24 protein-coding genes are annotated in these 26490 nt (G+C 65.2%); 2 read left to right on the top strand and 22 right to left on the bottom strand.

The features are described from left to right. Nucleotides 1–66: 66 nt before the first annotated feature. The 22 genes from atpA to FPJ27_RS19630 form a co-directional block, all read right to left on the bottom strand. Nucleotides 67–1608: a F0F1 ATP synthase subunit alpha gene (atpA, locus tag FPJ27_RS19735; protein ID WP_034183836.1), complete on the bottom strand. Its 1542-nt coding sequence runs from the start codon at nucleotides 1606–1608 to the stop codon at nucleotides 67–69. Between the two features lie 44 nt (nucleotides 1609–1652). Then, nucleotides 1653–2192: a F0F1 ATP synthase subunit delta gene (locus FPJ27_RS19730; protein WP_006751768.1), complete on the bottom strand. Its 540-nt coding sequence runs from the start codon at nucleotides 2190–2192 to the stop codon at nucleotides 1653–1655. A gap of 2 nt (nucleotides 2193–2194) precedes the next feature. Next, nucleotides 2195–2665, bottom strand: a complete 471-nt coding sequence (locus FPJ27_RS19725) for a F0F1 ATP synthase subunit B (RefSeq protein ID WP_006751767.1) — start codon at nucleotides 2663–2665, stop codon at nucleotides 2195–2197. A gap of 129 nt (nucleotides 2666–2794) precedes the next feature. Further along, on the bottom strand, nucleotides 2795–3067 hold the full coding sequence (gene atpE / locus FPJ27_RS19720; RefSeq protein WP_021160442.1) for a F0F1 ATP synthase subunit C: 273 nt from the start codon (nucleotides 3065–3067) through the stop codon (nucleotides 2795–2797). A 75-nt stretch (nucleotides 3068–3142) separates the two neighbouring features. Further along, nucleotides 3143–3994, bottom strand: coding sequence for a F0F1 ATP synthase subunit A (gene atpB / locus FPJ27_RS19715; protein WP_039351439.1), 852 nt, complete (start codon nucleotides 3992–3994; stop codon nucleotides 3143–3145). 109 nt (nucleotides 3995–4103) lie between these two features. Next, nucleotides 4104–4628, bottom strand: coding sequence for an ATP synthase subunit I (locus FPJ27_RS19710; protein WP_072442667.1), 525 nt, complete (start codon nucleotides 4626–4628; stop codon nucleotides 4104–4106). Nucleotides 4629–5185: 557 nt separating this feature from the next. Then, nucleotides 5186–6316 (bottom strand): SLC13 family permease, encoded by a 1131-nt coding sequence (locus tag FPJ27_RS19705; protein ID WP_204425285.1) that lies wholly within the window; start codon nucleotides 6314–6316, stop codon nucleotides 5186–5188. 10 nt (nucleotides 6317–6326) lie between these two features. Beyond that, a complete protein-coding gene (locus FPJ27_RS19700) occupies nucleotides 6327–7220 on the bottom strand; it encodes a ParB/RepB/Spo0J family partition protein (RefSeq protein ID WP_034183983.1) in 894 nt (297 codons plus the stop codon). A 31-nt stretch (nucleotides 7221–7251) separates the two neighbouring features. Continuing rightward, nucleotides 7252–8031, bottom strand: a complete 780-nt coding sequence (locus FPJ27_RS19695; RefSeq protein ID WP_072442664.1) for a ParA family protein — start codon at nucleotides 8029–8031, stop codon at nucleotides 7252–7254. A gap of 50 nt (nucleotides 8032–8081) precedes the next feature. Further along, nucleotides 8082–8768, bottom strand: a complete 687-nt coding sequence (gene rsmG, locus FPJ27_RS19690) for a 16S rRNA (guanine(527)-N(7))-methyltransferase RsmG (protein WP_204425284.1) — start codon at nucleotides 8766–8768, stop codon at nucleotides 8082–8084. After that, the gene (gene mnmG, locus FPJ27_RS19685; RefSeq protein WP_204425282.1) at nucleotides 8765–10735 is read right to left on the bottom strand and encodes a tRNA uridine-5-carboxymethylaminomethyl(34) synthesis enzyme MnmG; all 1971 of its coding nucleotides are present in this window, start codon (nucleotides 10733–10735) and stop codon (nucleotides 8765–8767) included. Before mnmG ends, rsmG begins: the two co-directional genes overlap by 4 nt. A gap of 625 nt (nucleotides 10736–11360) precedes the next feature. Next, nucleotides 11361–12116 carry an ABC transporter ATP-binding protein gene (locus FPJ27_RS19680; protein ID WP_131946230.1) on the bottom strand — a complete coding sequence of 252 codons (756 nt, stop codon included), beginning with the start codon at nucleotides 12114–12116 and terminating at the stop codon, nucleotides 11361–11363. Further along, a complete protein-coding gene (locus FPJ27_RS19675; protein ID WP_204425280.1) occupies nucleotides 12116–13900 on the bottom strand; it encodes a branched-chain amino acid ABC transporter ATP-binding protein/permease in 1785 nt (594 codons plus the stop codon). The genes FPJ27_RS19680 and FPJ27_RS19675 overlap by 1 nt, the downstream gene beginning before the upstream one ends. A 4-nt stretch (nucleotides 13901–13904) precedes the next feature. Beyond that, nucleotides 13905–14960: a branched-chain amino acid ABC transporter permease gene (locus FPJ27_RS19670; protein ID WP_072442657.1), complete on the bottom strand. Its 1056-nt coding sequence runs from the start codon at nucleotides 14958–14960 to the stop codon at nucleotides 13905–13907. Between the two features lie 200 nt (nucleotides 14961–15160). Beyond that, entirely contained in the window at nucleotides 15161–16318 is a 1158-nt protein-coding gene (locus tag FPJ27_RS19665) for an ABC transporter substrate-binding protein (protein WP_204425272.1), read from the bottom strand. Nucleotides 16319–16395: 77 nt separating this feature from the next. After that, a complete protein-coding gene (locus FPJ27_RS19660; protein WP_204425270.1) occupies nucleotides 16396–17172 on the bottom strand; it encodes a hypothetical protein in 777 nt (258 codons plus the stop codon). A gap of 267 nt (nucleotides 17173–17439) precedes the next feature. Beyond that, the gene (locus tag FPJ27_RS19655) at nucleotides 17440–18414 is read right to left on the bottom strand and encodes a branched-chain amino acid ABC transporter permease (RefSeq protein ID WP_072442717.1); all 975 of its coding nucleotides are present in this window, start codon (nucleotides 18412–18414) and stop codon (nucleotides 17440–17442) included. Further along, on the bottom strand, nucleotides 18414–19298 hold the full coding sequence (locus FPJ27_RS19650) for a branched-chain amino acid ABC transporter permease (RefSeq protein ID WP_072442653.1): 885 nt from the start codon (nucleotides 19296–19298) through the stop codon (nucleotides 18414–18416). Before FPJ27_RS19650 ends, FPJ27_RS19655 begins: the two co-directional genes overlap by 1 nt. Nucleotides 19299–19445: 147 nt before the next feature. After that, entirely contained in the window at nucleotides 19446–20645 is a 1200-nt protein-coding gene (locus FPJ27_RS19645) for an ABC transporter substrate-binding protein (protein ID WP_072442651.1), read from the bottom strand. Nucleotides 20646–20722: 77 nt separating this feature from the next. Next, nucleotides 20723–21478, bottom strand: a complete 756-nt coding sequence (locus tag FPJ27_RS19640; RefSeq protein ID WP_072442649.1) for an ABC transporter ATP-binding protein — start codon at nucleotides 21476–21478, stop codon at nucleotides 20723–20725. After that, nucleotides 21475–22254 carry an ABC transporter ATP-binding protein gene (locus FPJ27_RS19635; RefSeq protein ID WP_006477266.1) on the bottom strand — a complete coding sequence of 260 codons (780 nt, stop codon included), beginning with the start codon at nucleotides 22252–22254 and terminating at the stop codon, nucleotides 21475–21477. Before FPJ27_RS19635 ends, FPJ27_RS19640 begins: the two co-directional genes overlap by 4 nt. Nucleotides 22255–22701: 447 nt before the next feature. Next, nucleotides 22702–24387, bottom strand: coding sequence for a GMC family oxidoreductase N-terminal domain-containing protein (locus tag FPJ27_RS19630; RefSeq protein ID WP_204425268.1), 1686 nt, complete (start codon nucleotides 24385–24387; stop codon nucleotides 22702–22704). 451 nt (nucleotides 24388–24838) lie between these two features. Here FPJ27_RS19630 and FPJ27_RS19625 point away from each other — a divergent pair, with 451 nt between their 5' ends. Then, the gene (locus FPJ27_RS19625; protein WP_204425266.1) at nucleotides 24839–25738 is read left to right on the top strand and encodes a LysR family transcriptional regulator; all 900 of its coding nucleotides are present in this window, start codon (nucleotides 24839–24841) and stop codon (nucleotides 25736–25738) included. Between the two features lie 159 nt (nucleotides 25739–25897). Beyond that, the gene (locus FPJ27_RS19620) at nucleotides 25898–26431 is read left to right on the top strand and encodes a class IV adenylate cyclase (RefSeq protein ID WP_204425264.1); all 534 of its coding nucleotides are present in this window, start codon (nucleotides 25898–25900) and stop codon (nucleotides 26429–26431) included. The last annotated feature ends 59 nt before the right edge of the window (nucleotides 26432–26490 follow it).

Genomic DNA, 26490 nt, shown 5'->3' with positions numbered 1-26490 from the left:
TTGCTCCTTGACCGAAGCGGCGCGGGCGCATCAGCACCCGCGCGGCCTCAGTGTGTCACTCGCGGATCAATAGGCACCGGACTTCTTGAAGGATTCGATCGCCGAGCGCAGTGCGCCTTCGTCGTCCTTCGAGAGATCCTTGGTGTCTTCGATGCGCTTGATGAGGTCAGCGTTGCTGGTCTTCAGGCTTTCGCGCAGGCCCTTCTCGAACGGCAGCACTTGCTTCACGTCGAGGTCGTCGAGGTAGCCGTTGTTCGCGGCGTACAGCGACACGGCCAGTTCCCACACCTGCAGCGGCTGGTACTGCGGCTGCTTCAGCAGTTCCGTCACGCGGCGGCCGCGCTCGAGCTGCTTGCGGGTCGCTTCGTCGAGGTCGGATGCGAACTGCGCGAATGCGGCCAGCTCACGGTACTGCGCGAGGTCGGTACGGATACCGCCCGACAGCTTCTTCACGACCTTCGTCTGAGCGGCGCCACCGACTCGCGACACCGACACGCCGGCGTTGATTGCCGGGCGGATGCCTGCGTTGAACAGGTCGGTTTCCAGGAAGATCTGGCCGTCGGTAATCGAGATCACGTTCGTCGGAACGAACGCGGTCACGTCGCCTGCCTGCGTTTCGATGACCGGCAGTGCCGTCAGCGAACCGCTCTTGCCCTTCACTTCGCCGTTCGTGAACTTCTCGACGTACTCTTCCGACACGCGAGCCGCACGCTCCAGCAGACGCGAGTGCAGATAGAACACGTCGCCCGGGTACGCTTCACGGCCCGGCGGGCGGCGCAGCAGCAGCGAGATCTGACGGTATGCCCAAGCCTGCTTGGTCAAGTCGTCATAAATGATCAGCGCGTCCTGGCCGCGGTCGCGGAAGTATTCGCCCATCGTGCAGCCGGCGTACGGTGCCAGATACTGCATTGCTGCCGAATCCGATGCCGTGGCGGCGACGACGATCGTGTATTCCATCGCGCCCGTTTCTTCGAGCTTGCGAACCACGTTCATGATCGACGAAGCCTTCTGGCCGATCGCGACGTAGATACAGATCAGGTCCTTGCCCTTCTGGTTGATGATCGCGTCGAGCGCCACCGCGGTCTTGCCGCACTGACGGTCGCCGATGATCAGCTCACGCTGGCCACGGCCGATCGGCACCATCGCGTCGATCGACTTGATGCCCGTCTGCACCGGCTGCGACACCGACTTGCGCCAGATCACGCCCGGGGCGATCTTTTCGATCGCGTCGGTCAGCTTCGCGTTGACCGGGCCCTTGCCGTCGATCGGGTTGCCGAGCGCATCGACCACGCGGCCGACGAGTTCCGGGCCGACCGGGACTTCCAGAATGCGACCCGTCGTCTTGACGACGTCGCCTTCCGAGATGTGTTCGTATTCGCCGAGAATCACCGCGCCGACCGAGTCGCGCTCGAGGTTCAGCGCGAGGCCGAACGTGTTGCCCGGAAACTCGAGCATTTCGCCCTGCATCACGTCCGACAGGCCGTGGATACGCACGATACCGTCGGTCACGGAGATCACGGTGCCCTGGTTGCGAACGTCTGCGCTCGCTTCAAGGCCCTGGATCCGGCTCTTGATCAGCTCGCTGATCTCAGAGGGATTGAGTTGCATTATTCGCTCCTGATAGTCAATTCTGTTGCGTGCCGGCGTGGCGCTCAGGCGGTCAACGCAGCCTGCATCGATGCGAGGCGCGCGCGAACCGAGGTGTCGAGCACTTCGTCGCCCACCGTCACGCGCACGCCGCCGATCAGCGACGAATCGACTTCGACCGTCGGTTTCAGCTTGCGCTTGAACTTGCGTTCGAGGCCCGAGACGAGACTTTCGAGATCCGCGCCGTTCAGCGGGAACGCGCTCACGATCTCGGCGTCGGCAGCACCTTCACGTTCGTTCTTGAGCGCCTCGAACTGCTCGGCGATTTCCGGCAGCAGCGCGATGCGATGATTGTCGACCAGCATCTGCACGAGGTTCTTCGCTTCGGCGCCGGCCGCGAGCGGCGACTTCACCGCAGCAAGCAGCAGCTCGGCTACTTGCGTGCGCGTCACCTTCGGGCTCGACGCGACCGACAGTACTTCCGGCAGATGCGCAACCTGGGCCAGCTCTTGCACGAGCGTGGACCAGGCGGCGATGTCACCGCCCTCGGCCACGCGGAACAGCGCTTCTGCGTAAGGGCGGGCGATGGTTGCAAGTTCGGCCATGATCAGAGCTCGGCTTTCAGTTGATTCAGCAGTTGGGCGTGGGCCGTTTGATCGACTTCGCGCTTCAGGATCTGCTCGGCGCCCTTCACGGCCAGCGAGGCGACTTCGCCACGCAGCGCTTCGCGCGCCTTCACGATTTGCTGTTCTGCTTCCGCCTTCGCCTGGGCGACGATGCGGGCGGCTTCAGCCTGGGCGTTGGCCTTGATTTCCTCGGCGACCGCCTGGGCACGCTTTTCAGCGTCGGCGATGCGCTGCTGGCCGTCGTTGCGGGCCTGCGCGAGTTCCTGGTCCACGCGCTTGTGCGCTGCGTCGAGTTCCGCCTTGCCCTTCTCCGCGGCGGCGAGGCCGTCGGCGATCTTCTTCGAACGTTCGTCGAGGGCGTTGATCAACGGCGGCCACACGAACTTCATCGTGAACCACGCGAGGACCAGGAACACGACCATTTGCGCAAACAGAGTTGCGTTGAGATTCACGGTGTTTCCTTATCTGCTATTCCGGAAAAATGAAACGGTAAGGCGCTCATCGAGTTGCATTCGATCAGCGCCCCAAGTCTCCGTTCCGCCCTGCGCCGGCTTGCGCCGGACACATATTTCCGAGGAACCTTAGCCTGCGACGAGCTTCGACAGGAGCGGGTTCGCGAACGCGAACAGCATTGCGACACCAACGCCGATCAGGAATGCAGCGTCGATCAGACCAGCCAGCAGGAACATCTTCGTTTGCAGCGGGTTGATGAGTTCCGGCTGACGTGCGCAGGCTTCGATGTACTTGCCACCCATCAGCGCGATACCGATACAGGCGCCGATTGCACCCAGGCCGATGATGATGCCGATACCGATGGCGGTCAGACCCTGGATGTTGGCGATGTAAGCTTGCATGATCACTCCTTTGTGAAAAGACTTGGAACTGAGATTTAAAAAACTAAAACGAAGACTCTTTCTTGCACGCCGCGCTTAGTGCTTGTCGTGCGCCTGGCCGAGATACACCAGCGTCAGCATCATGAAAATGAATGCCTGCAACAGAACAATCAGGATGTGGAAGATTGCCCAGACGCTACCCGCGATCACGTGACCAACGAAGCCGAGGAACGTTGCGTCGCCACCGAAGCTCCACATGCTGCCGAGCAGGGCGATCAACAGGAACAACAGCTCACCCGCGTACATGTTGCCGAACAGCCGCATACCGAGAGAGACGGTCTTCGCGAGATATTCGACGATGTTGAGCGCGAGGTTCGGGATCCACAGCAGCGGGTGGGCACCGAACGGGGCCGACAGCAGCTCATGCACGAAGCCGCCCGCGCCCTTGATCTTGATGCTGTAGTAGATCATCAGGACGAACACGCCGAGCGCGATGCCGAGCGTGCCGTTCAGGTCGGCCGTCGGGACGATGCGATGGTGGGAAATCACGTCCGACAGACCGAGCAGGCCGATGACGCGGCCCGGCAGGTCGACCGGGAGGAAGTCGAGGGAGTTCATCAGCGCGACCCACACGAACACCGTGAGGGCGAGCGGAGCGATGAAGGTGCGATTGCCGTGGACGATGGCCTTCGACTGGTCTTCGACCATTTCGACGAGCATCTCGATCGCGCACTGGAAACGGCCCGGCACGCCCGACGTCGCCTTGCGGGCGGCCAGACGCAGCAGGAGGATCGTCACGATGCCGCATACGATCGACCAGAACAGCGTGTCGAGATTCCAGACGTGGATGTCGAAAATCGACGTCTGATGCGAGGTGGAGAAATTCTGCAAGTGGTGCGCAATGTACTCGGACGGATCCGGACCGCGCGTGCCTTCGCTAGCTGCCATATCGTTAATGCCACCCAAATTGTCGAAAATCGTTTTGCCTGTTCCGCAACACGCTATTGCGGGAACGGGCCGGTGCGGTTCGTTGTCGAAACCGCACGCTGCTTGTTGCTTACCGCCAGGCCAGCGCGATCCAGTACGTCTTCAGCACGACGAGGTACGTGACGAGGAACGGCACCCAGTGCACGCCGGCCCAGCCGAACGCCACTGCTGCGAACATCCCGATCGTCAGGCCGAGCTTCAGGGCTTCGCCCATCACCCAGCTCATCACGGTGGCCGAACCACCTGCCTTCAGTCGTGCCACGAACAGCGCACTTGGTACCCAGCCGATCGCCCCACCCAGAAACGCGGATTGCGCAGCGGCGCCCGGCGACTTCGAAAACAGCCACCACGCCAGCGTTGCAACCAGGGACAAGACCACTTGCGCGAACACCACCTTGTAGGGGGTCACGCGCGAGGGCTTGCTCACGTCCGGGCCGAACAGCCTTTCGGCCTCTGCCCGTGTGAGCGGAACGATGTTGTTATCTTGCTGCTCGGCATCCCAGTCATCGTCGGATTCGCGCCGCTCGCCGGCCGCCGAAGCGGTGCGTTGCGTGCGCTGATCATCGTGCCTGTCGTCCGGCGCCTGACCCGCCATCGCAATCTTCCGCAAAATCCTTGAATCCGGCCCCAAGCTTTCCGAAAGCTTTCAGGGGTGCCTAGCTAACAAATCCGGGCGATTGTAAGCGATAGTTGCAAGTGATTCAAGGCTTTAGACGCGACAAAAACCTGCATAAAACGACGCCTCATCATGTGAAAAACACGCGATTCGACGACGTACGATGACAGTTGTAAGGTCAAATTTTTGCCCCGGCATTTCTTGCTCGAAAAATGTCCGGTGACGGTGGATGGCGTGGAAGCGATGCCCGACGCGGGATCGAACGAAACGGCACGATCGCCGCCGAAAATCCGCTGTGATGCAACTGCCCGGAACGACTCGGCGCGACATCCCCGGACAAGCAAAACACTGCGGCCAGTCAGCCGCACCCGATACACGCAATTCGATCGGATGCCGGTGCATCGAACCATCCAGCCAGTTGTCGCGCCACCACAGACGATCGACTGTGAATCGCCGCACTTATCAACAGCCTCGCAACCATCGCGAACGCCGTGCACCCTCCCCGCCTCTCGAACCGCACACCTGTGCCGCAACGCTCAACCGTGCACGAGCAGCCACGCGCCGAGTACCGCGCTCACGAGCGCGAACGGAATCGAGACCAGGTGGAACGGCAGCCACATGCGCGGCTCCTTCGCGAGACGCACCGCGATCAGGTTCGCGAGCGAACCGATCGCGAAACCGAAGCCGCCGACCGATACGCCGAACGCGAGCGCGCGCCAGTCGTGCGTGAATTCCGATAGCAGGATAGCGGCCGGCACGTTGCTGATCCCCTGCGACAGGACGGCGCCGGCCGCAAATACGCGCAGCGGCGAATCGAGGCGCGCATGCGCAATCGCGTCGTGCACGACGGGCAGCGCAGCCGCGCTGCGCAGCACCACGAACATCAGGACGAAGATCAGCAGCAGCAGCCAGTCGATCTTCAGGACTGCATCACGTTTTACGGCGAACAGCATGATCGCGACCGCAACCAGACCCGGCAGCGGATGGTGCGCATCGGCGAGCAGCACGAATGCCGCGAACAGCACCGCGGCGATCAGCGCGTGCATGCGCTGCACGGGCAATGCGACGACGTCGCCGGACAGGTCGAGCGGTTTCGCGCGAAACGCGCACGCGGTCAGCGCGAGCAGCAGCGCCATCAGCGCGATCGCGAGCGGCCCGAGCGTGACCACGAAACGGCCGAACGACATGCCGCTCAATTGCCACAGGAAAAGATTCTGGGGATTGCCAAGCGGTGTCGCGACGGACCCCGCGTTGACGGCCAGCGCGACGACGATCACGAGCCGCCGGAACGGCAGCGGCGTCAGCGCACGCAGCGACACCATCAACGGCACGACGACGAACAGCGCGACGTCGTTGGTCAGCCACATCGACAGCGCTGCCGCGAACACGACGAGCAACATCGCGAGCCCGCGCTCGGAATGCACGTGATGCACGATGCGGTGCGCGAGCCACATCAGGCAGCCGGACAACTCGAGCGCCTTGGTCAGCATCAGCAGGCCCGCGAGCGTCGCGACCGTCTGCCAGTCGACTCGACCGGCGAGTACGGAAAATGGTTGCGGACGCACCCATTGCAGCACGAGCAGGCCAAGCACGAGCACCGATAGCACGGGCTCCTGCGCAAGCCATCCGAGCCACCGGCGCGGCGCCGGTGCGCCCGTCTCCTTCATCGTCAATTCGTTACTCTTCGGTCGCTACGTTGCCGCGCAGCCGCGCGAGAATGCCCTCGAGCGCGTCGAGGTTACCGAAGTCGATCATCACCTGCCCTCGCCCGCGGCGGCCGAGCTTGATCTTCACCGTCGACGCGAGCAGGTCAGACAACTCCTCCTCGAGACGGCGCGTGTCGCGGCCGCCGTCGTCCTTCGCACGCGCCTTCACGGCCGGCGCTTCCTTCGTCGTATGTGCGACGAGCTTTTCGGTTTCGCGCACCGACATGCGCTTGTTGACGACCTGGTGGGCGAGCGTGATCTGCGTTGCCGCATCGACGGCGAGCAGCGCGCGCGCGTGCCCCATGTCGAGATCGCCGGCCAACAGCATCGTCTGCACCGGCGAAGCGAGGTTCAGCAGGCGCAGCAGGTTCGACACCGCGCTGCGCGAACGGCCGACCGATTCGGCCGCCTGTTCGTGCGTGAAACCGAACTCGTCGAGCAGGCGCTGGATGCCGTGCGCCTCTTCGAGCGGGTTCAGATCCTCGCGCTGGATGTTCTCGATCAGCGCCATCGCCGCGGCGGCCTGATCGGACACATCCTTCACGAGCACCGGCACTTCGTCGAGGCCTGCCAGGCGCGCCGCGCGGAAACGCCGCTCGCCCGCGATGATCTCGTATTTGTCTGATGAAATGGGCCGTACCAGGATCGGCTGCATCACGCCCTGCGCGCGAATGCTTGCCGCGAGCTCCTGCAGGCTGCCTTCGTCCATCCGCGTCCGCGGCTGGTACTTGCCGGCCTGCAGCTTGCCGAGCGCGAGCGTGTTCGGCGCCCCTTCGATCTTCACCGCTTCAGTGATATCGGCGCTGCCGCCGAGCAGCGCTTCGAGGCCACGTCCCAAGCCCTTCTTCTTTGGTACCGCGTTCATGTCTTTCTTCCTCGCTTCGCTCATGTCCGGATCACGACACCTCGAACGCGCGAACGCGTTCGATCATCTCGGCACCGAACTGGATATACGCCTGCGCACCACGCGAGTTGCGGTCGAACACGACGCCCGGCAGCCCGTAACTCGGCGCTTCCGCCAGGCGCACGTTGCGCGGAATTACCGCGTCGAACACCTTGTCGCCGAAGTGCGCTTTCAGTTGATCGGAGACTTGCTGCTGCAGCGTGATGCGCGGATCGAACATCACGCGCAGCAAGCCGATGATCTTCAGGTCGCGGTTCATGTTCGCGTGAACCTGCTTGATCGTATTGACGAGGTCCGACAACCCTTCCAGCGCGAAGTATTCGCACTGCATCGGGATCACGACGCCATGCGCCGCGCACAGCCCGTTCAGCGTCAGCAGCGACAGCGTCGGCGGGCAATCGATCAACACGAAGTCGTAGTCGTCGGCCACGTGCTCGAGCGCGGCCTTCAGCCGGCGCTCGCGGTTGTCGATGCTGATCAGTTCGATCTCGGCACCGGACAGCTCGCGGTTCGCGGGCAGCACGTCGTAGGTGACGCCTTCCGGACGCACGCGCGCATCGGTCACCGACACGCCGTCGACCAGCACCTCGTACACGGTCGATTCGCACGCGGCCTTGTCGATCCCGCTGCCCATCGTCGCGTTGCCCTGCGGGTCGAGATCGATCAGCAGGACTCGTTGCTCCTGCGCTGCAAGGCTTGCGGCGAGATTGACCGATGTCGTCGTCTTGCCGACGCCCCCCTTCTGGTTCGCAACGCAGAAGATCTTTGCCATCGTTGGTGTGTTCCCTTTACCTTCAAACAAACGGCGCGTACCGCGCGCCTTCATTTCGCTTCGTCGACGGCCACTTCGATCAGATGCCGCTCGGCATCGAGCATCGGCACCGCCAGCCGCATCGTCTGCTTCACACGGCTGCCTTCCGGCAACCGTGCAATCTCGTCGTCCGGGTGTACGCCCTTCATTGCCCAGATCGATCCGCCCGGCGCGACCAGATGTCGAGCAAGTTTAACGAAGTCGGACAGATCAGCGAAGGCGCGGGATACGATCATGTCGAATTTTTCCGGCACTTCGACGCCCGGCTGCAGCGATTCGACTCGCCCGGTGACCACCGACAGGTTCGCGAGCTTCAGCTCCGCGCGCATCTGCGTCTGGAATGCCGACTTCTTCTGCACGATATCGTTCAGTGTGACCTGCCAGTCCGGCTCGACGATCGCCAGCACGATCCCGGGCAACCCGCCGCCCGAGCCGACGTCGAGCACGCGGGGCGACGCACGGCCACGCAGATGCGGGACGATCGAAAGCGAATCGAGGATGTGCTGAATCAGCATCTGCTTCGGGTCGCGAATCGCGGTCAGGTTGTAGACCGCGTTCCACTTGCCGAGCAGCGCGACATAGTCGAGCAACTGGTTGCGTTGTGCATCCGTCAGTGCAAGGTCGAGCGCCGTCGTGCCGTCGACGAGCATCCCTTCCAGTACGTCCCGATTAACCGCCGGCGCGCGACGCGCCGTCATTGTTGCGTCGGGACGGCGCCGTCCCCCTGCTCCGTTGCCTCTGCGGCAGTGCCATTACGGCGGCCCAGGCCGCGGCGCTTCAGGTGCACCATCAGCAGCGAGATCGCCGCCGGCGTGATGCCCGAAATGCGCGACGCCTGCCCGATCGTTTCCGGCCGGAACTCGTTGAGCTTCTGGCTCACCTCGAACGACAAGCCACGAACTTCGCGGTAATCGATACCGTCCGGCAGGCGCGTGTTCTCGTTCGCGTCGTTACGTTCGATCTCGGATGCCTGGCGCTCGATATAACCCTGATACTTGATGCCGATCTCGACCTGCTCCTTGATCTGTTCGAGCAGCACCGAATCGTCGGTCAACGGCTCGGCCGGGCCGCATTCGCCGCCTTTCAGGCCGCACACGCCGTCGTAGCTGACGCCCGGACGGCGCAGCAACTCGGCGAGGCTGTATTCGTGATCGATCGCCTTGCCGAGCAGCGCGGTCGCCTCTTCCGGCGGCAGCGTCTTCGGCGTGACCCACGTCGACTTCAGGCGTTCGGTTTCACGTGAAACAGCGTCGCGTTTCCGGCTGAATGCGTCCCAACGCACGTCGTCGACGAGGCCCAGTTCGCGGCCGATCTCGGTCAAGCGCATGTCGGCGTTGTCTTCACGCAAGCTCAAGCGATATTCGGCGCGGCTCGTGAACATCCGGTACGGCTCGGCCACACCGCGCGTCACGAGATCATCGACCAGCACGCCAAGGTATGCCTGGTCGCGGCGCGGGCACCATGCGTCCTTCTCCTGCACGTAGCGGCCCGCATTGAGGCCGGCCAGCAGGCCTTGCGCGGCCGCTTCTTCATAGCCGGTCGTGCCGTTGATCTGGCCCGCAAAGAACAGCCCGTTGATCGCCTTCGTCTCGAGCGATGCCTTCAGCGCGCGCGGGTCGAAGTAGTCGTACTCGATCGCGTAGCCGGGGCGCAGGATATGCGCGTTCTCGAGGCCGCGCATCGAGTGCACGAGCTCGAGCTGGACGTCGAACGGAAGGCTCGTCGAGATCCCGTTCGGGTAGAACTCGTTGGTCGTCAGCCCTTCCGGCTCGAGGAAGATCTGGTGAGATTCCTTCGATGCGAACCGATGGATCTTGTCCTCGATCGACGGACAATAACGCGGCCCTACGCCTTCGATCACGCCTGTATACATAGGCGAACGGTCGAGACCGCCGCGAATGATGTCGTGCGTGCGCTCGTTCGTATGCGTGACCCAGCACGGCAACTGCTGCGGATGCTGCTCTGCACGGCCCAGGAACGAGAACACGGGGATCGGATCGAGGTCGCCCGGCTGCTCGTCCAGCTTCGAGAAGTCGATCGTTCGGCCGTCGATACGCGGCGGCGTACCGGTCTTCAGGCGGCCCTGCGGCAGCTTCAGCTCCTTCAGGCGCGACGACAGCGACACGGCCGCCGGATCGCCCGCGCGACCGCCCGTGTAGTTGTTCAGGCCGACGTGGATCTTGCCGTCGAGGAACGTACCGGCCGTCAGCACGACTGCGCGAGCACGGAAGCGGATGCCGATTTGCGTGACGGCGCCCACCACGCGGTCGCCTTCGACCATCAGGTCGTCGACGGCCTGCTGGAACAGCCACAGGTTCGGCTGATTCTCGAGCCGGTGGCGGATCGCGGCCTTGTACAGGATGCGGTCGGCCTGCGCACGCGTCGCACGCACGGCCGGGCCCTTCGACGAATTGAGGATCCGGAACTGAATACCGCTCTCGTCCGTCGCGGCGGCCATCGCGCCGCCCAGCGCGTCGACTTCCTTGACCAGATGGCCCTTGCCAATGCCGCCGATCGACGGATTGCAGCTCATCTGCCCGAGCGTTTCGATGTTGTGGGTCAGCAGCAGCGTCTTCGCGCCCATCCGGGCGGACGCCAGCGCCGCTTCCGTGCCGGCGTGACCGCCACCGACGACGATGACGTCAAATTCTGTGGGAAAAAGCATGGTGGATTCCGTACGCAGGGCTGCGCACGAACCTATCAGAGAAATGTATGGGCCGAATTATAGCGGGTTCGCTTTTCACTCGAAGGCCGTCCGAATGGTAGGGTCTGTTCATTTCGTCGTTTTTTCGGCTGCGGCTGGGTGAATTCGTGGGGTCGTGCCTTCTCTAGCAAGGCTCCCGGCCGGGATGGCGCACATCGTCGTGGCTGTGCAAAAAATAGATCAGTTGGGAAATGGCCCGTAGAGGACAGACCGACATCGACTCCTGTGGCCGACATGACAGCCTTGGCACCAGATTCTGTGCCACCGCCTCATCACAGACTTCCCTGTTGTTGGTCCGGCACTTATCCCCGAGATTCGGCACATCGTCAGCCCGTGCAGAGATCCATGCACCAGGAATCCAGCCTGTGGAACACGCGGCCACCCACTCCCGAACGAGACGCAGGATCGTCACCCGCTCTGTGGACACGTTACCCACCGCCGCCACACAGAACTTCCGACTATTCCCCAGATACTTATCCCCTGGCCGCGAACCACCGGCCATCGAGACATTGCTCCAACCCCACAAACAAAAACGGCGTGTTTCACGTGAAACACGCCGCCCGTTTCCCGCCAACCGCCGCGACTATCAAGCCGTCTTCTTCGCCAACCCGAGGTACGTTTCGATCACGCGCGGATTCTGCGCAAGTTCGGCCGCCGGCCCTTCTAGCGCAAACTCGCCCGTCTCCAGCACATAACCATAGTCGGAGATCTGCAACGCGGCCCGGGCGTTCTGCTCGATCAGCAGCGTTGCAACGCCCGTACCACGCAACGCGCTGATGATATGAAAGATCTCCTTCACGATCAGCGGCGCGAGCCCAAGGCTCGGCTCGTCGAGCATCAGCAGGTCGGGCTTGCCCATCAGTGCGCGGCCGACCGCGAGCATCTGCCGCTCGCCGCCTGACAGCGTGCCGGCCGCCTGTTTGCGCCGCTCCCTCAGCCGCGGAAACAGCGCGAACACGTGATCGAGCTGGTCGAGGAAGTTCGACTCACCTGCCTGCTTGCGCCGATACGCGCCCAGCACGAGGTTGTCCTCGACCGTCATCGTGCTGAACAGCTCGCGCTTTTCCGGTACAAGGCACATCCCGCGCGCGACACGCTGCTCGACCGGCAACGCGCCGACGTCGTTGCCGCGATACACGACCGCGCCCGACGCATGCCCGGTCACCGGCAGCGCGCCCATGATCGCGTTCAGCAGCGTCGATTTGCCTGCGCCGTTCGGGCCGATCACGCTGACGATCTGCCCGGCACCGACCTTGATCGCCGCGCCGTGCAGCGCCTCCACTTTCCCGTACCGGACTGCCAGCCCGCGCACGTCGAGAATCGGCATCGTCGTGTCCGTCATCACTCCACCCCGCCCAGATACGCTTCGAGCACCGCCGGATCCTGCTGCACGTCCTGCGGCAGCCCTTCCGCGATCCGCGTGCCGAATTCCATCACCACCAGCCGGTCGGTGAGGTTCATCACGAAATCCATGTCATGTTCCACGAGCAACACGCTCATGCCTTCCGCCTTCAACCGCCGCAACAGGTCGGCGAGCTGCTGCTTCTCCTGGTAACGCAGCCCGGCGGCCGGCTCGTCGAGCAGCAGCAGCGTCGGGTCGCAGCACAGCGCACGCGCGATTTCGAGAATCCGCTGCTGGCCGAGCGCGAGGCTGCCTGCTTCGTCGTACATGTGCTTTTCAAGCCCGACGCGGCGGATCTGGCGTGCGGCTTCGGCCAGCAACTGCGCTTCCTCGTGTGCATTGAGCCGCGCCACGCTGCGCCAGACACCGGTATGTCCGCGCAGATGCGCGCCGATCGCGACGTTCTCGAGCACCGTCATCGCCGGCAGCAGCTTCACGTGCTGGAACGTGCGACCGATGCCGCGTCGGACGATCTGGCGTGACGTGAGCCCGTCGATGCGCTCGCCACGGAACGTGATCGTGCCGCCCGTCGGCTTCAGCACGCCCGTCACGAGGTTGAACGTGGTCGACTTGCCGGCGCCGTTCGGGCCGATCAACCCGATGATCTGCCCTGCTTTCACGTCGAAGCTGACGTCGTTGACGGCCACGAGCCCGCCGAACTGCTTGCGTGCGTTGTCGACGACGAGCAGCGGCTCGCCGGCCGCTGGCTTCGCGCGCTGCGGCAACGGATCGGCATGCTCGGGCACATGCGCGCGCGGCCCGCGCGGGAACAGCCTCGCGACGAATGGCCACACGCCCTGGCGCGCGTACTGCAGCAGCAGCACCATCAGCACGCCGAACACGATGATCTCGAAGTTGCCTTCGGAGCCGAGCAGCTTCGGCAGCAGCGTCTGCAGGTAGTCCTGCAGCACGGTGAGGATTGCCGCGCCGAGCACCGCGCCCCAGACATGCGACACGCCGCCCACCACGGCCATGAACAGGAATTCGATCCCGTGGTTCAGGCCGAACGGGGTCGGGTTCACTGCGCGCTGCAGGTGCGCGTACAGAAAGCCCGACACGGCTGCCAGCACGGCCGCATAGACGAAGATCACGACGCGCATCCACGCAGTGTTCACGCCCATCGCCTCGGCCATCACGCCGCCACCGCGCAGCGCGCGGATCGCGCGACCCGGCCGACTGTTCAGCAGGTTCTGTACCGACACGATCGCGGCCAGCACGACGGCCCAGATCAGGAAATACAGGCTGCGGCCGCTGTCGAGCGTGATGCCGAACAGGTTCAGCGCCGGAATCCCGTTGATCCCGTCGTACTTGCCGAGCAGTTCGAGGTTGCCGAACAGGTAGAACAGCGCGAGGCCCCACGCGATCGTGCCGAGCGGCAGGAAGTGCCCGGACAGCCGCATCGTGACCGCGCCGAGCACCAGCGCGACGAGCGCCGTCAGCACGACGCCGACGATCAGCGCGAGCCACGGCGACACGCCGTAGCGCGTCGTCAGGAACGCGGTCGCATATGCGCCGATGCCGACGAACGCGGCCTGCCCGAAGCTCGTCATCCCGCCGACGCCCGTCAGCAGCACGAGCCCGATCGCGACGATCGCATAGAGGCCGATGTAGTTGAGCAGCGTGATCCAGTACTCGGGCACCTGCAGCGCGCCGGGCAGCACCGGCAGCGCGAACAGCACCACGAGAAACACCCAGAAGGTCTTGTTGCGTACCATCGTCTTCATCGCGTCACTCCTCTTCCTCTTCCGCGTGCGGCGTCACGAAGCTGCGCCACAGCAGCACCGGAATGATCAGCGTGAACACGATCACCTCCTTGTATGCGCTCGCCCAGAACGACGAATACGATTCGAGCACGCCGACGAGCAGCGAGCCGGCGGCCGCGAGCGGATAGCTGACAAGCCCGCCGATGATCGCGCCGACGAAGCCCTTCAGGCCGATCAGGAAGCCCGAGTCGTAGTAGATCGTCGTCAGCGGGCCGACGAGGATCCCGGACAGCACGCCGAGCCCCGCCGCGAACGTGAACGCGAGCCGCCCTGCTTCGGTCGTGCCGATGCCGACGAGCCGCGCGCCGAGCCGGTTCACCGACGTCGCGCGCAGCGCCTTGCCAGCGATCGTGCGGCCGAAGTACACGTAGAGCGCACCGATCAGCACGAGTGCCGTGACGACGACCAGGATGCTCTGCACCGACACCGTCATGCTGCCGATCGACAGCGACGCGTCCGAGAATCCGTTGGTGCGCGAGCCTTCCGCGCCGAACATCACCAGCCCGAGGCCCACCATCGCGAAATGGACGGCGACCGACACGATCAGCAGCAGCAGCGTCGTGCCTTCGGCGATCGGCTGGTACACGAGCCGGTAGACGAACGGCCCCATCGGCACGACGATCGCGAGTGTCAGCGCAATCTGCGCGAGCATCGGCATCGGCTGCACGGCAAAACTGCGCGTGATCGCGAACACCGCGAGCGGCAGCAGGATGTAGCGGCTGCCGAGCGTCGCGAGCGTGCGGCCGAGCTGATGGCGGCGTTCGCGATGCCGGATCAGGCCGCCGACTTCCAGCAGGAAGCACGCGATGCCCATCACGAACAGCAGCCAGCAGGTGGCGGGGAATTTCTGCGCCTGCAACGCCGCAAGCGTCAGCGCACCGTAGGCAACGAATTCGCCCTGGGGAATGAAGATCACCCGCGTAACGGAAAACACCAGCACGAGCGCCAGCGACAGCAATGCATAAATGGCGCCGGTCGTGATGCCGTCTTGCGCGAGGATCGCCGCAATCGAGAGATCCATACGTGTCTTGTATCGAGAATGCTGCGGAGAAACGGCGACGGGAACGGCCGGGGCGCACGGACGGCAAGATCGAAGCGTCAGGCGCCACGCGGCGGGCCCCGGTGGTTCCATGCGGCACGGGCGCGGCCCGTCAGGCCCGGCGCCCTGCCGACGGCGGGCACGGCGCCGTTCGCGCCACGCACGCCGGTTTCACGTGATGCTTACTCGGCCTGCAGCTTCCACTTGCCGTCGACGATCTGCACCATCACGCGCGCACGCGTGTCGAAGCCGTTGTGATCGGTCGACGTCATGTTGATCACGCCGTGCGACACCGGCAGATCCTTGACGCTTTCGAGCGACGCGCGCAGCGCCTCGCGGAATGCCTCGCTGCCCGGCTGGCCCTTCTTCAGCGCCTCCGGAATCGCGCGCTGCAGCAGCAGCCCCGCATCCCACGCATGGCCGCCGAACGTCGCCAGCGAGCCCGCGCCGTAGGCCTTCTCGTACGCGGCCTTGTAGCCGAGCGCCGCCTTCTTCACCGGGTTCGAATCCGGGAGCTGGTCGGTCACGAGCACCGGGCCGGCCGGCAGGATCTCGCCTTCGCAATCCTTGCCGCACACGCGCAGGAAGTCGTTGTTCGCGACGCCGTGCGTCTGGTACACCTTGCCCTTGTAGCCGCGCTCCTTCAGCGTCTTGGCCGGCAGCGCCGCCGGCGTGCCGGAGCCGGCGATCAGCATCGCATCCGGATTCGAGCCCATCAGCTTCAGCACCTGCCCCATCACCGATGCATCGGTGCGGTTGAAGCGCTCGTTCGACACGATCTTGAGGCCGTTCTTCTCGGCCGCCGCGCTGAACGTCTTGTACCAGCTGTCGCCGTACGCATCGGCGAAGCCGATGAAGCCGACCGTCTTCACGCTGTGCTTCGCCATGTAGCCGGCGATCGCGTCGGCCATCAGCTGGTCGTTCTGCGGCACCTTGAACATCCACGCGCGCTTCGCGTCCATCGGCGCGATGATCTGCGCGCTCGCCGCGAGCGAGATCGTCGGCGTCTTGCCCTGCGACACCGGGTCGAGCATCGCGAGCGAATTCGGCGTGACGGACGAACCGATGATCGCGTCGACGTGGTCTTCGTCGATCAGCTTGCGCACGTTCTGCACCGCGCGGCTCGTGTCGGACGCATCGTCGAGCACGATGTACTGCACGCTCTTGCCCGCGATTTCCTTCGGCAGCAGCGCGATCGTGTTCTTTTCCGGAATCCCGAGCGAAGCGGCCGGCCCGGTGGCCGACAGCGTCACGCCGATCTTCACCTGTGCCGACGCCGTGGCCGCCGCGCACACGAGGCCCACGGCAAGCACGGCCTCCATCCATCGATTCATCTTCATTTATGTTGTCTCCAAACGCTGCTCGAAAAATCCGCGGGTCGCTCGGGCGGCTCCCGTTTCCCAAACAAGTTAATAATTTAACTATCTCGTCTTGCCGCGCCTACGCTCGTTTTCCCGTGAAACGCCGCCACCCTGGCAGGATCCCGACGGCGCGGCGCATGCGCGTGCGCGTACATCGCGGCCGACACGTTCGTTCGACCGCCACGATGCGCAGCAGCAGTGTCGTCAGGATGAAGAAGGCGAAGAAATGCCGGAGCGAGCGCGCGATCGATGCGCGCGCAACGATTGCCGGAAGGTGCGCCGGCCAGGCTCGGCCCGCCCACGCGCGGCGGCGGCGAAAAATAGGAAAAGCGGCGGTTCATGCCGAAACGGGTGCGAGCGCAACGACCGGCGAAGGCACCATGCCGGCGAATCGCGCAGGAGCGCGCGTACCGGCCGCAGGACGGCTCGGAAAGGCCGGGAAGTACCGATGCGCACTCAATGACGAACGAGCGGCGCCAGCCGCCCTTTCTGCCCCGATCCATCGTCCTGCGCTGCTCATCCAACCGTACTCCCTCTTCTGCATTGTGCTTGTAGGAGAACTGCCGACCGATTTTCCCGACCGCGCGGTCGGCGAAAGCCAAGTGTAACGGACGCGTTTCGCGCACGCCAACCGGGTAAGCCCGGACGGCCTGCGCATCGCAACGTGCCATCTGCGACCGGATTGCGAGAAAGGAAAAAAACGGGGGACGCGGCGAAGCGCGGAAAAGGCGCGGTGCGAATGCAAGCGCGGAATACGGCAATTGCGCAGGCCGATGCACCATCGGTGGAAATCCGTGCACGCAAATGAAAAAGCGCTGTTGGATTCCGTCCAACAGCGCTTTGGGGTCCGGGCACTTTGTGCCTCGATTGTCTCCTCGTTCTCCACCTGCAAATTCGTTTCGCGGTGCATCAGAACTGAAATGAATCTTAAAGAGGCTTAAGCACCACGGCAACTTAGCATTTACCCCTATGGTGCATCGCCGCACGAAAATGGGGCACCAGCCTGCCGCGCGGCACCGTCTCGAGCCCGCTGCGACGCCGTTCCGGAGCGCGCCGGATGGTGCTTCGCATCAACGTGGCGCGACGCGCGCGGCACGCGCTCAGGACGCCCTGAGCGGCTTGATCCGCGCGACCATCTCGCCGACGATGCCGCGCCGGAACGCGAGCACGCACGCGATGAAGATCAGCCCGGTGACGATCGTCGTCGATTCGCCGAGCGAATGGAACCACGCGACGCCCGTCGTCGACGCGAGCCATTCGCCGATGTCGCCCAGCCGGTCTTCCAAAGCGACGATCAGGGCCGCGCCCAGCAACGGCCCGAACAGCGTGCCCATCCCGCCGACGAGCGTCATCAGCACGACGAGGCCCGACATCGTCCAGTGCGCATCGGAGAGCGTCTCGAAGCCGAGCACGAGCACCTTCAGCGAGCCGGCCAGCCCCGCGAGCCCGGCCGACAGGATGAACGCGAGCAGCTTGAAGCGGTCGGTGTCGTAGCCGAGCGAGATCGCGCGCGCCTCGTTCTCCTTGATCGCGACGAGCACCTGCCCGAACGGCGAATGGACGACCCGCACGATGAACGCGCACGCGACGACGACCACCGCCAGCACGACGTAGTACAGCGCGACGTCGTTCGACAGGTCGAGCAGCCCGAACAGGTGGCCGCGCGGCACGCCCTGCAGGCCGTCCTCGCCGTGCGTGAACGGCGCCTGCAGGTAGATGAAGTAGACCATCTGCGCGAACGCGAGCGTGATCATCGCGAAGTAGATGCCCTGCCGGCGGATCGCGAACAACCCGACGACGAGCCCGAGCAGCGTCGCGGCGACGGTGCCGACGAGCACGCCGAGCTCCGGCGTGAAACCGAGCGTCTGCATCGAATAGCCGGTCGCGTAGCCGGCGGTCGCGAGGAACATCGCATGGCCGAACGACAGCAGCCCCGTATAGCCGATCAGCAGGTTGAACGCGGCCGCGAACAGCGCGAACGTGAGCACCTTCATCACGAAGACCGGATACGCGCCGATGAACGGCGCGACGAGCAGTGCGGCGAGCAGCACGCCGTAGAGCACTTTTCTCTGCATCATTTTTCCTTGCCGAAGAGGCCCGCCGGGCGGAACAGCAGCACGATCGCCATGATCACGAACACGACGGTGGCCGACGCTTCGGGATAGAACACGCGCGTGAAACCCTCGATCACGCCGAGCATCAGGCCCGTGACGATCGAGCCGAGGATCGAGCCCATCCCGCCGATCACGACCACCGCGAACACGGTGATGATCATCGGCTGGCCCATCAGCGGCGACACCTGGATCACCGGCGCGGCCAGCACGCCCGCGAACGCGGCGAGCGCGACGCCGAAGCCGTAGGTGAGCGTGATCATCATCGGCACGTTCACGCCGAACGCCTCGACGAGCTTCGGGTTCTCGGTGCCCGCGCGCAGGTACGCGCCCAGGCGCGTCTTCTCGATCACGAACCACGTCGCAAGGCACACCGCGAGCGACGCGACGACGACCCACGCGCGATAGTTCGGCAGGAACATGAAGCCGAGATTGGTCGCGCCGGAAAGCTGCGACGGCACGTCGTACGGCTGGCCGGACGATCCGTAGATCGAGCGGAACACGCCCTCGACGACGAGCGTCAGGCCGAACGTCAGCAGCAGCCCGTACAGGTGATCGAGCTTGTACAGCCAGCGCAGCATCGAGCGCTCGATCGCGATCCCGAACGCGCCGACGACCAGCGGCGCCAGCAAGAGCATCGCCCAGTACGGCAGCCCGAGGTACGTCAGCCCCATCCACGCGAGCATCGCGCCCAGCATGAACAGCGCGCCATGCGCGAAGTTGATCACGTTGAGCAGCCCGAAGATCACCGCGAGCCCGAGGCTCAGGATCGCGTAGAACGAGCCGTTGACGAGCCCGAGCAGCAACTGGCTCAGCATCGCCGGCAACGGAATGCCAAAGATTTCCATCGAATCTGCCGCCTGTCAGAATGAGGTTCGTTGCGCGCGCAACCGTCAGGCGCTGCGCGCGCATGCGGCGCACGGCAGGTGCGTGCCCGGCGCACCGCCCGGCCCGCCGCCGTGGCACGCATCAGGCCGCGCGCCACGGCGCGGCGCTTACTTCCACATCGCGCAGCGCGTTTCCTGCTTGGTCGTGAACGCCTGTTCGCCCGGAATCGTCGCGAGCACCTTGTAGTAGTCCCACGGCTCCTTCGATTCGGACGGCTTCTTCACCTCCATCAGGTACATGTCGTGGATCATGCTGCCGTCCGCACGGATGTAGCCCTTCGCGTAGAAGTCGTTGACCTTCGCCTTCTTCAGCTCGGCCATCACCTTGTCGGAGTCGGTCGTGCCGGCAGCCTGGACGGCCTTCAGGTAGGTCGTCACCGACGAGTAGTCGGCCGCCTGCAGGCTCGACGGCATCTTCTTCATCTTGCCGAAGTAGCGCTGCGCCCACTGGCGCGATGCCGCATCGCGGTTCCAGTACCAGCTGTCGGTCAGCACGAGGCCCTGCGTCGTCTCGAGGCCGAGGCTGTGCACGTCGTTGATGAACATCAGCAGCGCGGCGAGCTTCATCGTCTTCGTGATGCCGAATTCCTTCGCGGCCTTGATCGCGTTGATCGTGTCGCCGCCCGCGTTCGCGAGGCCGAGGATCTGCGCCTTCGACGACTGCGCCTGCAGCAGGAACGACGAGAAGTCCGACGCCGACAGCGGGTGCCGCACGTAGCCGAGCACCTGGCCGCCGTTCGCCTTCACGACATCCGACGTGTTCTTCTCGAGCGCCTTGCCGAACGCGTAGTCGGCGGTCAGGAAGAACCACGACTTGCCGCCCTGCTTCACCACCGCCGAACCGGTGCCCTTCGCGAGCGCCATCGTGTCGTACGCGTAGTGGACCGTGTACGGCGTGCACTGCTCGTTGGTCAGCGTGTCGGCGCCCGCGCCGATGTTGATGTAGACCTTCTTCTTCTCGGCCGCGACCTGGTTCATCGACAGCGCGGTGGCCGAGTTCGTGCCGCCGACCAGCAGGTCGAGCCCGCCGCGGTCCATCCACTCGCGCGCCTTCGACGCGGCGATGTCGGCCTTGTTCTGGTGATCCGCATAGACGACCTCGATCGGCTTGCCGAGCACCTTGCCGCCGAAGTCGGCGACCGCCATGCGGATCGCCTCGAGGCCGCCCTGCCCGTCGATGTCCGCGTAAAGCCCCGACATGTCGGTGATGAAGCCGATCTTCACGGTATCCGCGGCATGCGCGGCGCCGGCGGTGAGTGCGGCGGTCGCGAGCGCGAGACAGGCGTGTGCGAGGGTCTTCATTTTCATTGACGTCTCCTGTTGTTCTGATGCGTTGTGGTTATTCGAGGGCCGCCACGGCTAGCGGCAAGGGAAACGGGGCGGCGTCACACCCCGAGCAGGTCGTGCAGCGTCGGCATCTTGCTTTCCAGTTCGGCCGCGCGGAAATGCTCGACGATGCGGCCGTGCTCCATCACGTAGAAGCGGTCGGCAAGCGGCGCGGCAAAGCGGAAATTCTGTTCGACCATCACGATCGTGTAGCCGCGCGCCTTCAACGCGACGATCATCCGCGCAAGCGCCTGCACGATCACCGGCGCGAGGCCTTCGGAAATCTCGTCGAGCAGCAGCAGGTTCGCGCCGGTGCGCAGGATCCGCGCGACCGCGAGCATCTGCTGCTCGCCGCCGGACAGCCGCGTGCCCTGGCTCTGCCGGCGCGACGCGAGGTTCGGGAACATCGCGTAGATCTCGTCGAGCGACATCGCATGCTCGCGCGACCCGATCGGCGGCGGCAGCATCAGGTTTTCCTCGCACGACAGGCTCGAGAAGATTCCACGCTCCTCCGGGCAGTAGCCGATGCCGAAATGCGCGATGCGGTGCGTCGCGAGGCCGATCGTCTCGCTGCCCGCGACCTTGATCGACCCGCTGCGGCGCCCCGTGAGGCCCATGATCGCGCGCAGCGTCGTCGTGCGGCCCGCGCCGTTGCGGCCGAGCAGCGTGACGACCTCGCCGCGATGCACCGTCAGGTCGACACCGTGCAATATGTGGGATTCCCCGTACCAGGCCTCCAGGCCCGTGATCTCCAGCGCGGGCGTACCGCTCTCGACGCCGCTCAATTCGCGTTCCTCCCGTTCGCTGTGCTTCATGCATGCGCCCCCGCGAGCGCCGCATCGGCGCTGCCCATGTAGGCCTCGATGACGAGCGGATTCTTCGACACTTCCGCATACGAGCCTTCGGCCAGCACCTCGCCGCGTTGCAGGACGGTGATCGTGTCGGAGATGCCCGCGATCACGTTCATGTTGTGCTCGACCATCAGGATCGTGCGGCCGCTGGCGACCTTCTTGATCAGCGCGGTCACCCGGTCGACATCCTCGTGGCCCATCCCCTGCGTGGGTTCGTCGAGCAGCATCAGTTCGGGTTCCATCGCGAGCGTCGTCGCGATCTCGAGCGCACGCTTGCGGCCGTACGCGAGTTCGACGGTCGGCACGTGCGCGAAATCGGTGAGGCCGACCTGCGTGAGGAGATCCATCGCGCGATCGTCGAGCCGCTTCAGCGTGCGTTCGCTGCGCCAGAAGTGGAATTCGGTGCCGAGCGCGCGCTGCAGGCCGATGCGCACGTTCTGCAGCGCGGTCAGGTGCGGGAACACGGCCGAGATCTGGAACGAGCGGATGATGCCGCGCCGTGCCACCTGCGCAGGCCGCTCGTCGGTGATGTCGATCCCGTTGAAGACGATCTGGCCGGCCGTCGGTGTCAGGAACTTGGTGAGGAGGTTGAAGCAGGTCGTCTTGCCCGCGCCGTTCGGCCCGATCAGCGCATGAATCGCGCCGCGCCGCACACGCAGGTTGACGCCGTTCACGGCGGTGAAACCCCTGAATTCCTTCGTCAGTCCGCGTGTTTCCAGAATCGTGTCGCCGAGAATCATGTTCCCTTCCGTACGAAGTCAGGCGAAGCACCGGGAAGCGTGGCGCAAGCGGCCGCGAACAGGTCAGCGGATCAGCCGGCTGCCCCCGGGCGCCGTGGTACGCCTCGAGGGTGGTCTCCCGCGCCGACGCGTATGCACATTGCGCAACATTGTCGCGCCGTTGGTGCAGTGCAATCATCGGGATTTGCACTTATAGGGCTGGCCGCGATGCCGCATGCGGCCATGCACGGTTTTTCGCCACGCTTTTTTGACACGTGCATCATCGGCTGTTGACCGCCCGCACGGCGCGGCACGCGTGCAATCAAACAAGCCGCGCGGCCCGCATGGATCTTGCCGTTCGAACCGCCGCAACCGGCATGGCCGCTGCAACGGCACGGCAGCTTGTTTCGCATATCGAATCAGCAGGCGCCCGCATGACGGCCCGCTGTCGCGCGTGTCAGCGTTCCGTCACGCGGCCGTCACCGTGGCCTCCGTTCGCACCGGCGTCGCGTCGCGCGCCGCGCGGCGATCGGCACGAATCATGTCGCTCGCACGCTCGGCGATCATCAGCGTCGGCGAATTGGTGTTGCCCGACGTAATGAACGGCATCACCGATGCATCGACGATCCGCAGCCCCGCGATGCCGCGCACGCGCAGCCGGCTGTCGACTACCGCGCGCTCATCGTCGGCACGCCCCATCCGGCAGGTGCCGACCGGATGGAAGATCGTCGTGCCGACGGCACCGGCCGCTTCGATCAGTTCTGCCTCGGTCCGATACCGTGTGCCCGGCAGGATTTCCTCGGGACGATAGCGCGCAAGCGCCGGCGCGGACGCGATCCGGCGCGTGAGGCGCAGCGCGTTGGCGGCGACATGGCGATCGTGGTCGGTCGACAGATAGTTCGGCGCGATCGCGGGCGCGATGCCCGGATCGGCGCTCGTGACATGCACGCTGCCGCGCGACGTCGGCCGCAGATGGCAGACCGATGCCGTGAATGCGTTGAAGCTGTGCAACGGCTCGCCGAAGCGCTCGAGCGACAGCGGCTGCACGTGGTATTCGAGATCGGGGCGCGTGAGCGCGGGATCGTCTGGATCGGATTTCGCGAACGCGCCGAGCTGCGACGGCGCCATCGACATCGGCCCGCGCTGCAGCAACGCGTATTCCGCGCCGATCATCAGCTTGCCCCACCAGTGCGCGGACAGCGTGTTGAGCGTGCGCACGCCTTCGACGCGAAACGCCATCCGCAATTGCAGGTGATCCTGCAGGTTTTCGCCGACGCCCGGCAGATCCTGCACGACGTCGATGCCGAGCGCCTGCAGCCGCCGGCCGCAGCCGATACCCGACAGTTCGAGCAGTTGCGGCGAATTCACGGCGCCGGACGTCAGCAGCACTTCCGCACGCGCCCGCGCGACATAATCGGTGCCGCCGCCGTGATACTCGACGCCGATCGCGCGCCGCCCTTCGAAGTTCACGCGCTGCGCCTGCGCGCCGGTGATCACGGTCAGGTTCGGGCGCGCCATCGCAGGCCGCAGGAACGCCTTCGACGTATTCCAGCGCACGCCGCGCTTCTGGTTCACCTCGAAATAGCCGACCCCGGAATTGTCGCCGCGGTTGAAATCGTCGGTCGCAGGGATGCCCGTCTGCTGCGCTGCCTGCGCGAACGATTCGAGGATCTCCCAACGCAGCCGCTGCTTCTCGACGCGCCAGTAGCCGCCCGCGCCGTGCGCGTCGCTCGCGCCCGCATGGTGATCCTCGCTGCGCTTGAAGATCGGCAGCACGCTGTCCCACGACCAGCCCGCATCGCCGGTTTCCTGCGCCCAGCTGTCGTAATCCTCGCGCTGGCCGCGCATGTAGATCATCCCGTTGATCGACGAGCAGCCGCCGAGCACGCGGCCGCGCGGATACGACAGCGCGCGGCCGTTGAGCGCCGCTTCGGGCTGCGTCTTGTACAGCCAGTCGGTGCGCGGGTTGCCGATGCAATACAGATAGCCGACCGGGATATGAATCCAGTGATAGTCGTCCTTGCCGCCCGCTTCGAGCAGCAGCACGTGGATGTCGGGATCCTCGGTCAGGCGGTTCGCGAGCACGCAGCCCGCGGTGCCCGCGCCGACGATCACGTAATCGAAATCGCCTTCGAGCGTGCGTTGAGTAGTCACTGCTTGTCTCCTGTCGATCAGAGTTAGCGCTTTAGCGCTTACTCTGATCCCATGGCGTGGCTGGATGGAGTTGGCGCTTCAGCGCTTACTCCATCCCCACGGCTGTCGACCAACGTTAGCGCTTACGGTGGTCCCATGCAAAGCTGTCGACCTAAGTTCGTGCTTCAGCACTTACGCCGGTCCCATGGCGTGGCTGGATGGTGTTAGCGCTTACGCCGATCCCATGCAAATCTCGTTGTTGTGCGCCGCGCGCTGCGATGCCGCGCATCATTTCCAGCATAGTGCGTCACGGCGGGTGTCTGCAGCAGCGCCCGCCTGCCCGGCCATACTCCCCGCCAGGTGCCGCCGGAACGCGCCGGGCGACGCGACCGATGAAGCGTACTCCGGCTGCCGGCCGCCGATCCAATGAGTTATGCTGAACTGCGTTATAAGCAGCGCTCATATCACGACGATGGATCTCACCCTGCTCCGCGCGTTTGCGACGGTCGCGCGCGAAGGCAATCTGACGCGCGCCGCCGCGCAACTGCACCTGACGCAGCCGGCCGTCAGCCTGCAGATCAAGCATCTGCAGGAAACGCTCGGCGTCACGCTGTTCACGCGCACGTCGCGCGGGCTCGCGCTCACGCGCGACGGCCAGACGCTGCTGCCGCACGCGGAACGCGCGCTCGCCGCGGCCGCCGACGTGCAGCGCGCCGCTGCTGCGCTGCGGCACGAGGTGCGCGGCCGGCTGAGGATCGGCACGATCCTCGATCCGGGCTTCCTGCGGCTCGGCGGCTTCCTGCGCGCGCTGGTCGAGACCCATCCGCAGATCGAAACCGCGCTGCGGCACGGGATGTCGGGCTGGGTGATCGAACAGGTGCGCGCACAAGCGCTCGACGTCGGCTACTACATCGGCCGGCCGGGCGAGGACGATCAGCTCGACGGCGCACTGTTCCACACCGTCACGCTCACGCATTTCCAGTACCGCGTGCTCGCGCCGGCCGGCTGGAAGGAGCGCGTGCAGCGCGCGCACGACTGGCGTGCGCTCGCCGCGCTACCGTGGATCTGGACGCCGCCGGCGTCCGCGCATCACCGGCTGCTGTCGCGGCGCTTTGCGGAAGCCGGCGCGCAGCCCGTGAAGGTCGCCGAGGTCGACCAGGAGCAGTCGATGCTCGACCTCGTCAAATCGGGCATCGGGTTGACGCTCGCGCGCGACTCGACCGCGCTGGCCGAAGCGCACGCGCACGCGCTGACGATCGTCGAACGCGTGACGGTGCCGACCGAACTGACGTTCGTGACGCTCGCCGAGCGGTGCGACGAGCCGACGATTGCGGCCGCGCTGCGGCTGATCGAAGCCCAATGGGCGATATGAGCGATGTTGATGAAGGCGCGGCCGCCACACGCCGGGCGCCGGCGCCGCGCGCAACACGCGTCATCTCGCCGCCCCCTGCCCGTCGTCACGCCGCCGTCCCCGCCTTTTTGCTAGATTGTGCGTTCGCACACCGCGAGACCCCGATTGAAGGAGACCCGCATGGCCCGCAACATCGAGATCAAAGCCCGCGCCCGCGAATTCGACCAGTTGCGCGAACGCGCGGCGACGCTCGCGGCCGAAGCGCCGCTGTTCTACCGCCAGCAGGATTTCTTCTATGACGTGCCGCGCGGCCGGCTGAAGCTGCGCCGCTTCGAGGACGGCACGCCGGCCGAACTGATCTTCTACCAGCGCGACGACCGCGACGGCCCGAAGGCGTCGTACTACACGCGCAGCCCCGTGACGAATCCCGACGCGATGCACGCGCTGCTCGCGACCGCGCTGACCACGCGCGGGATCGTGACGAAGGAACGGCACGTGTACCTCGCGGGTCGCACGCGCATCCACCTCGACCGCGTCGACGGCCTCGGCGACTTCATCGAACTGGAAGTCGTGCTCGGCCCCGACGACGACGAAGCCGGCGGCGAAGCCGAAGCGCACGACGTGTTCACGAGGCTCGGCGTGTCGCAGGACGATCTCGTCGCGGTCGCGTACGTCGACCTGCTGAACGCCGACACGCCGCACGAAGCGGCCTGATCCGGCCCCGCCGGCGACGGTGCGGCACGCGCCGCCTGGGGCCGGTTCCCGCTAATAGC

Source organism: Burkholderia sp. MS455, assembly GCF_016899445.1.
In the GTDB taxonomy this organism is placed as follows: Bacteria; Pseudomonadota; Gammaproteobacteria; order Burkholderiales; family Burkholderiaceae; genus Burkholderia; species Burkholderia pyrrocinia_C.
Note: the sequence above shows the minus strand (reverse complement) of the source record. Positions and strands in the feature narration are given on the sequence as shown.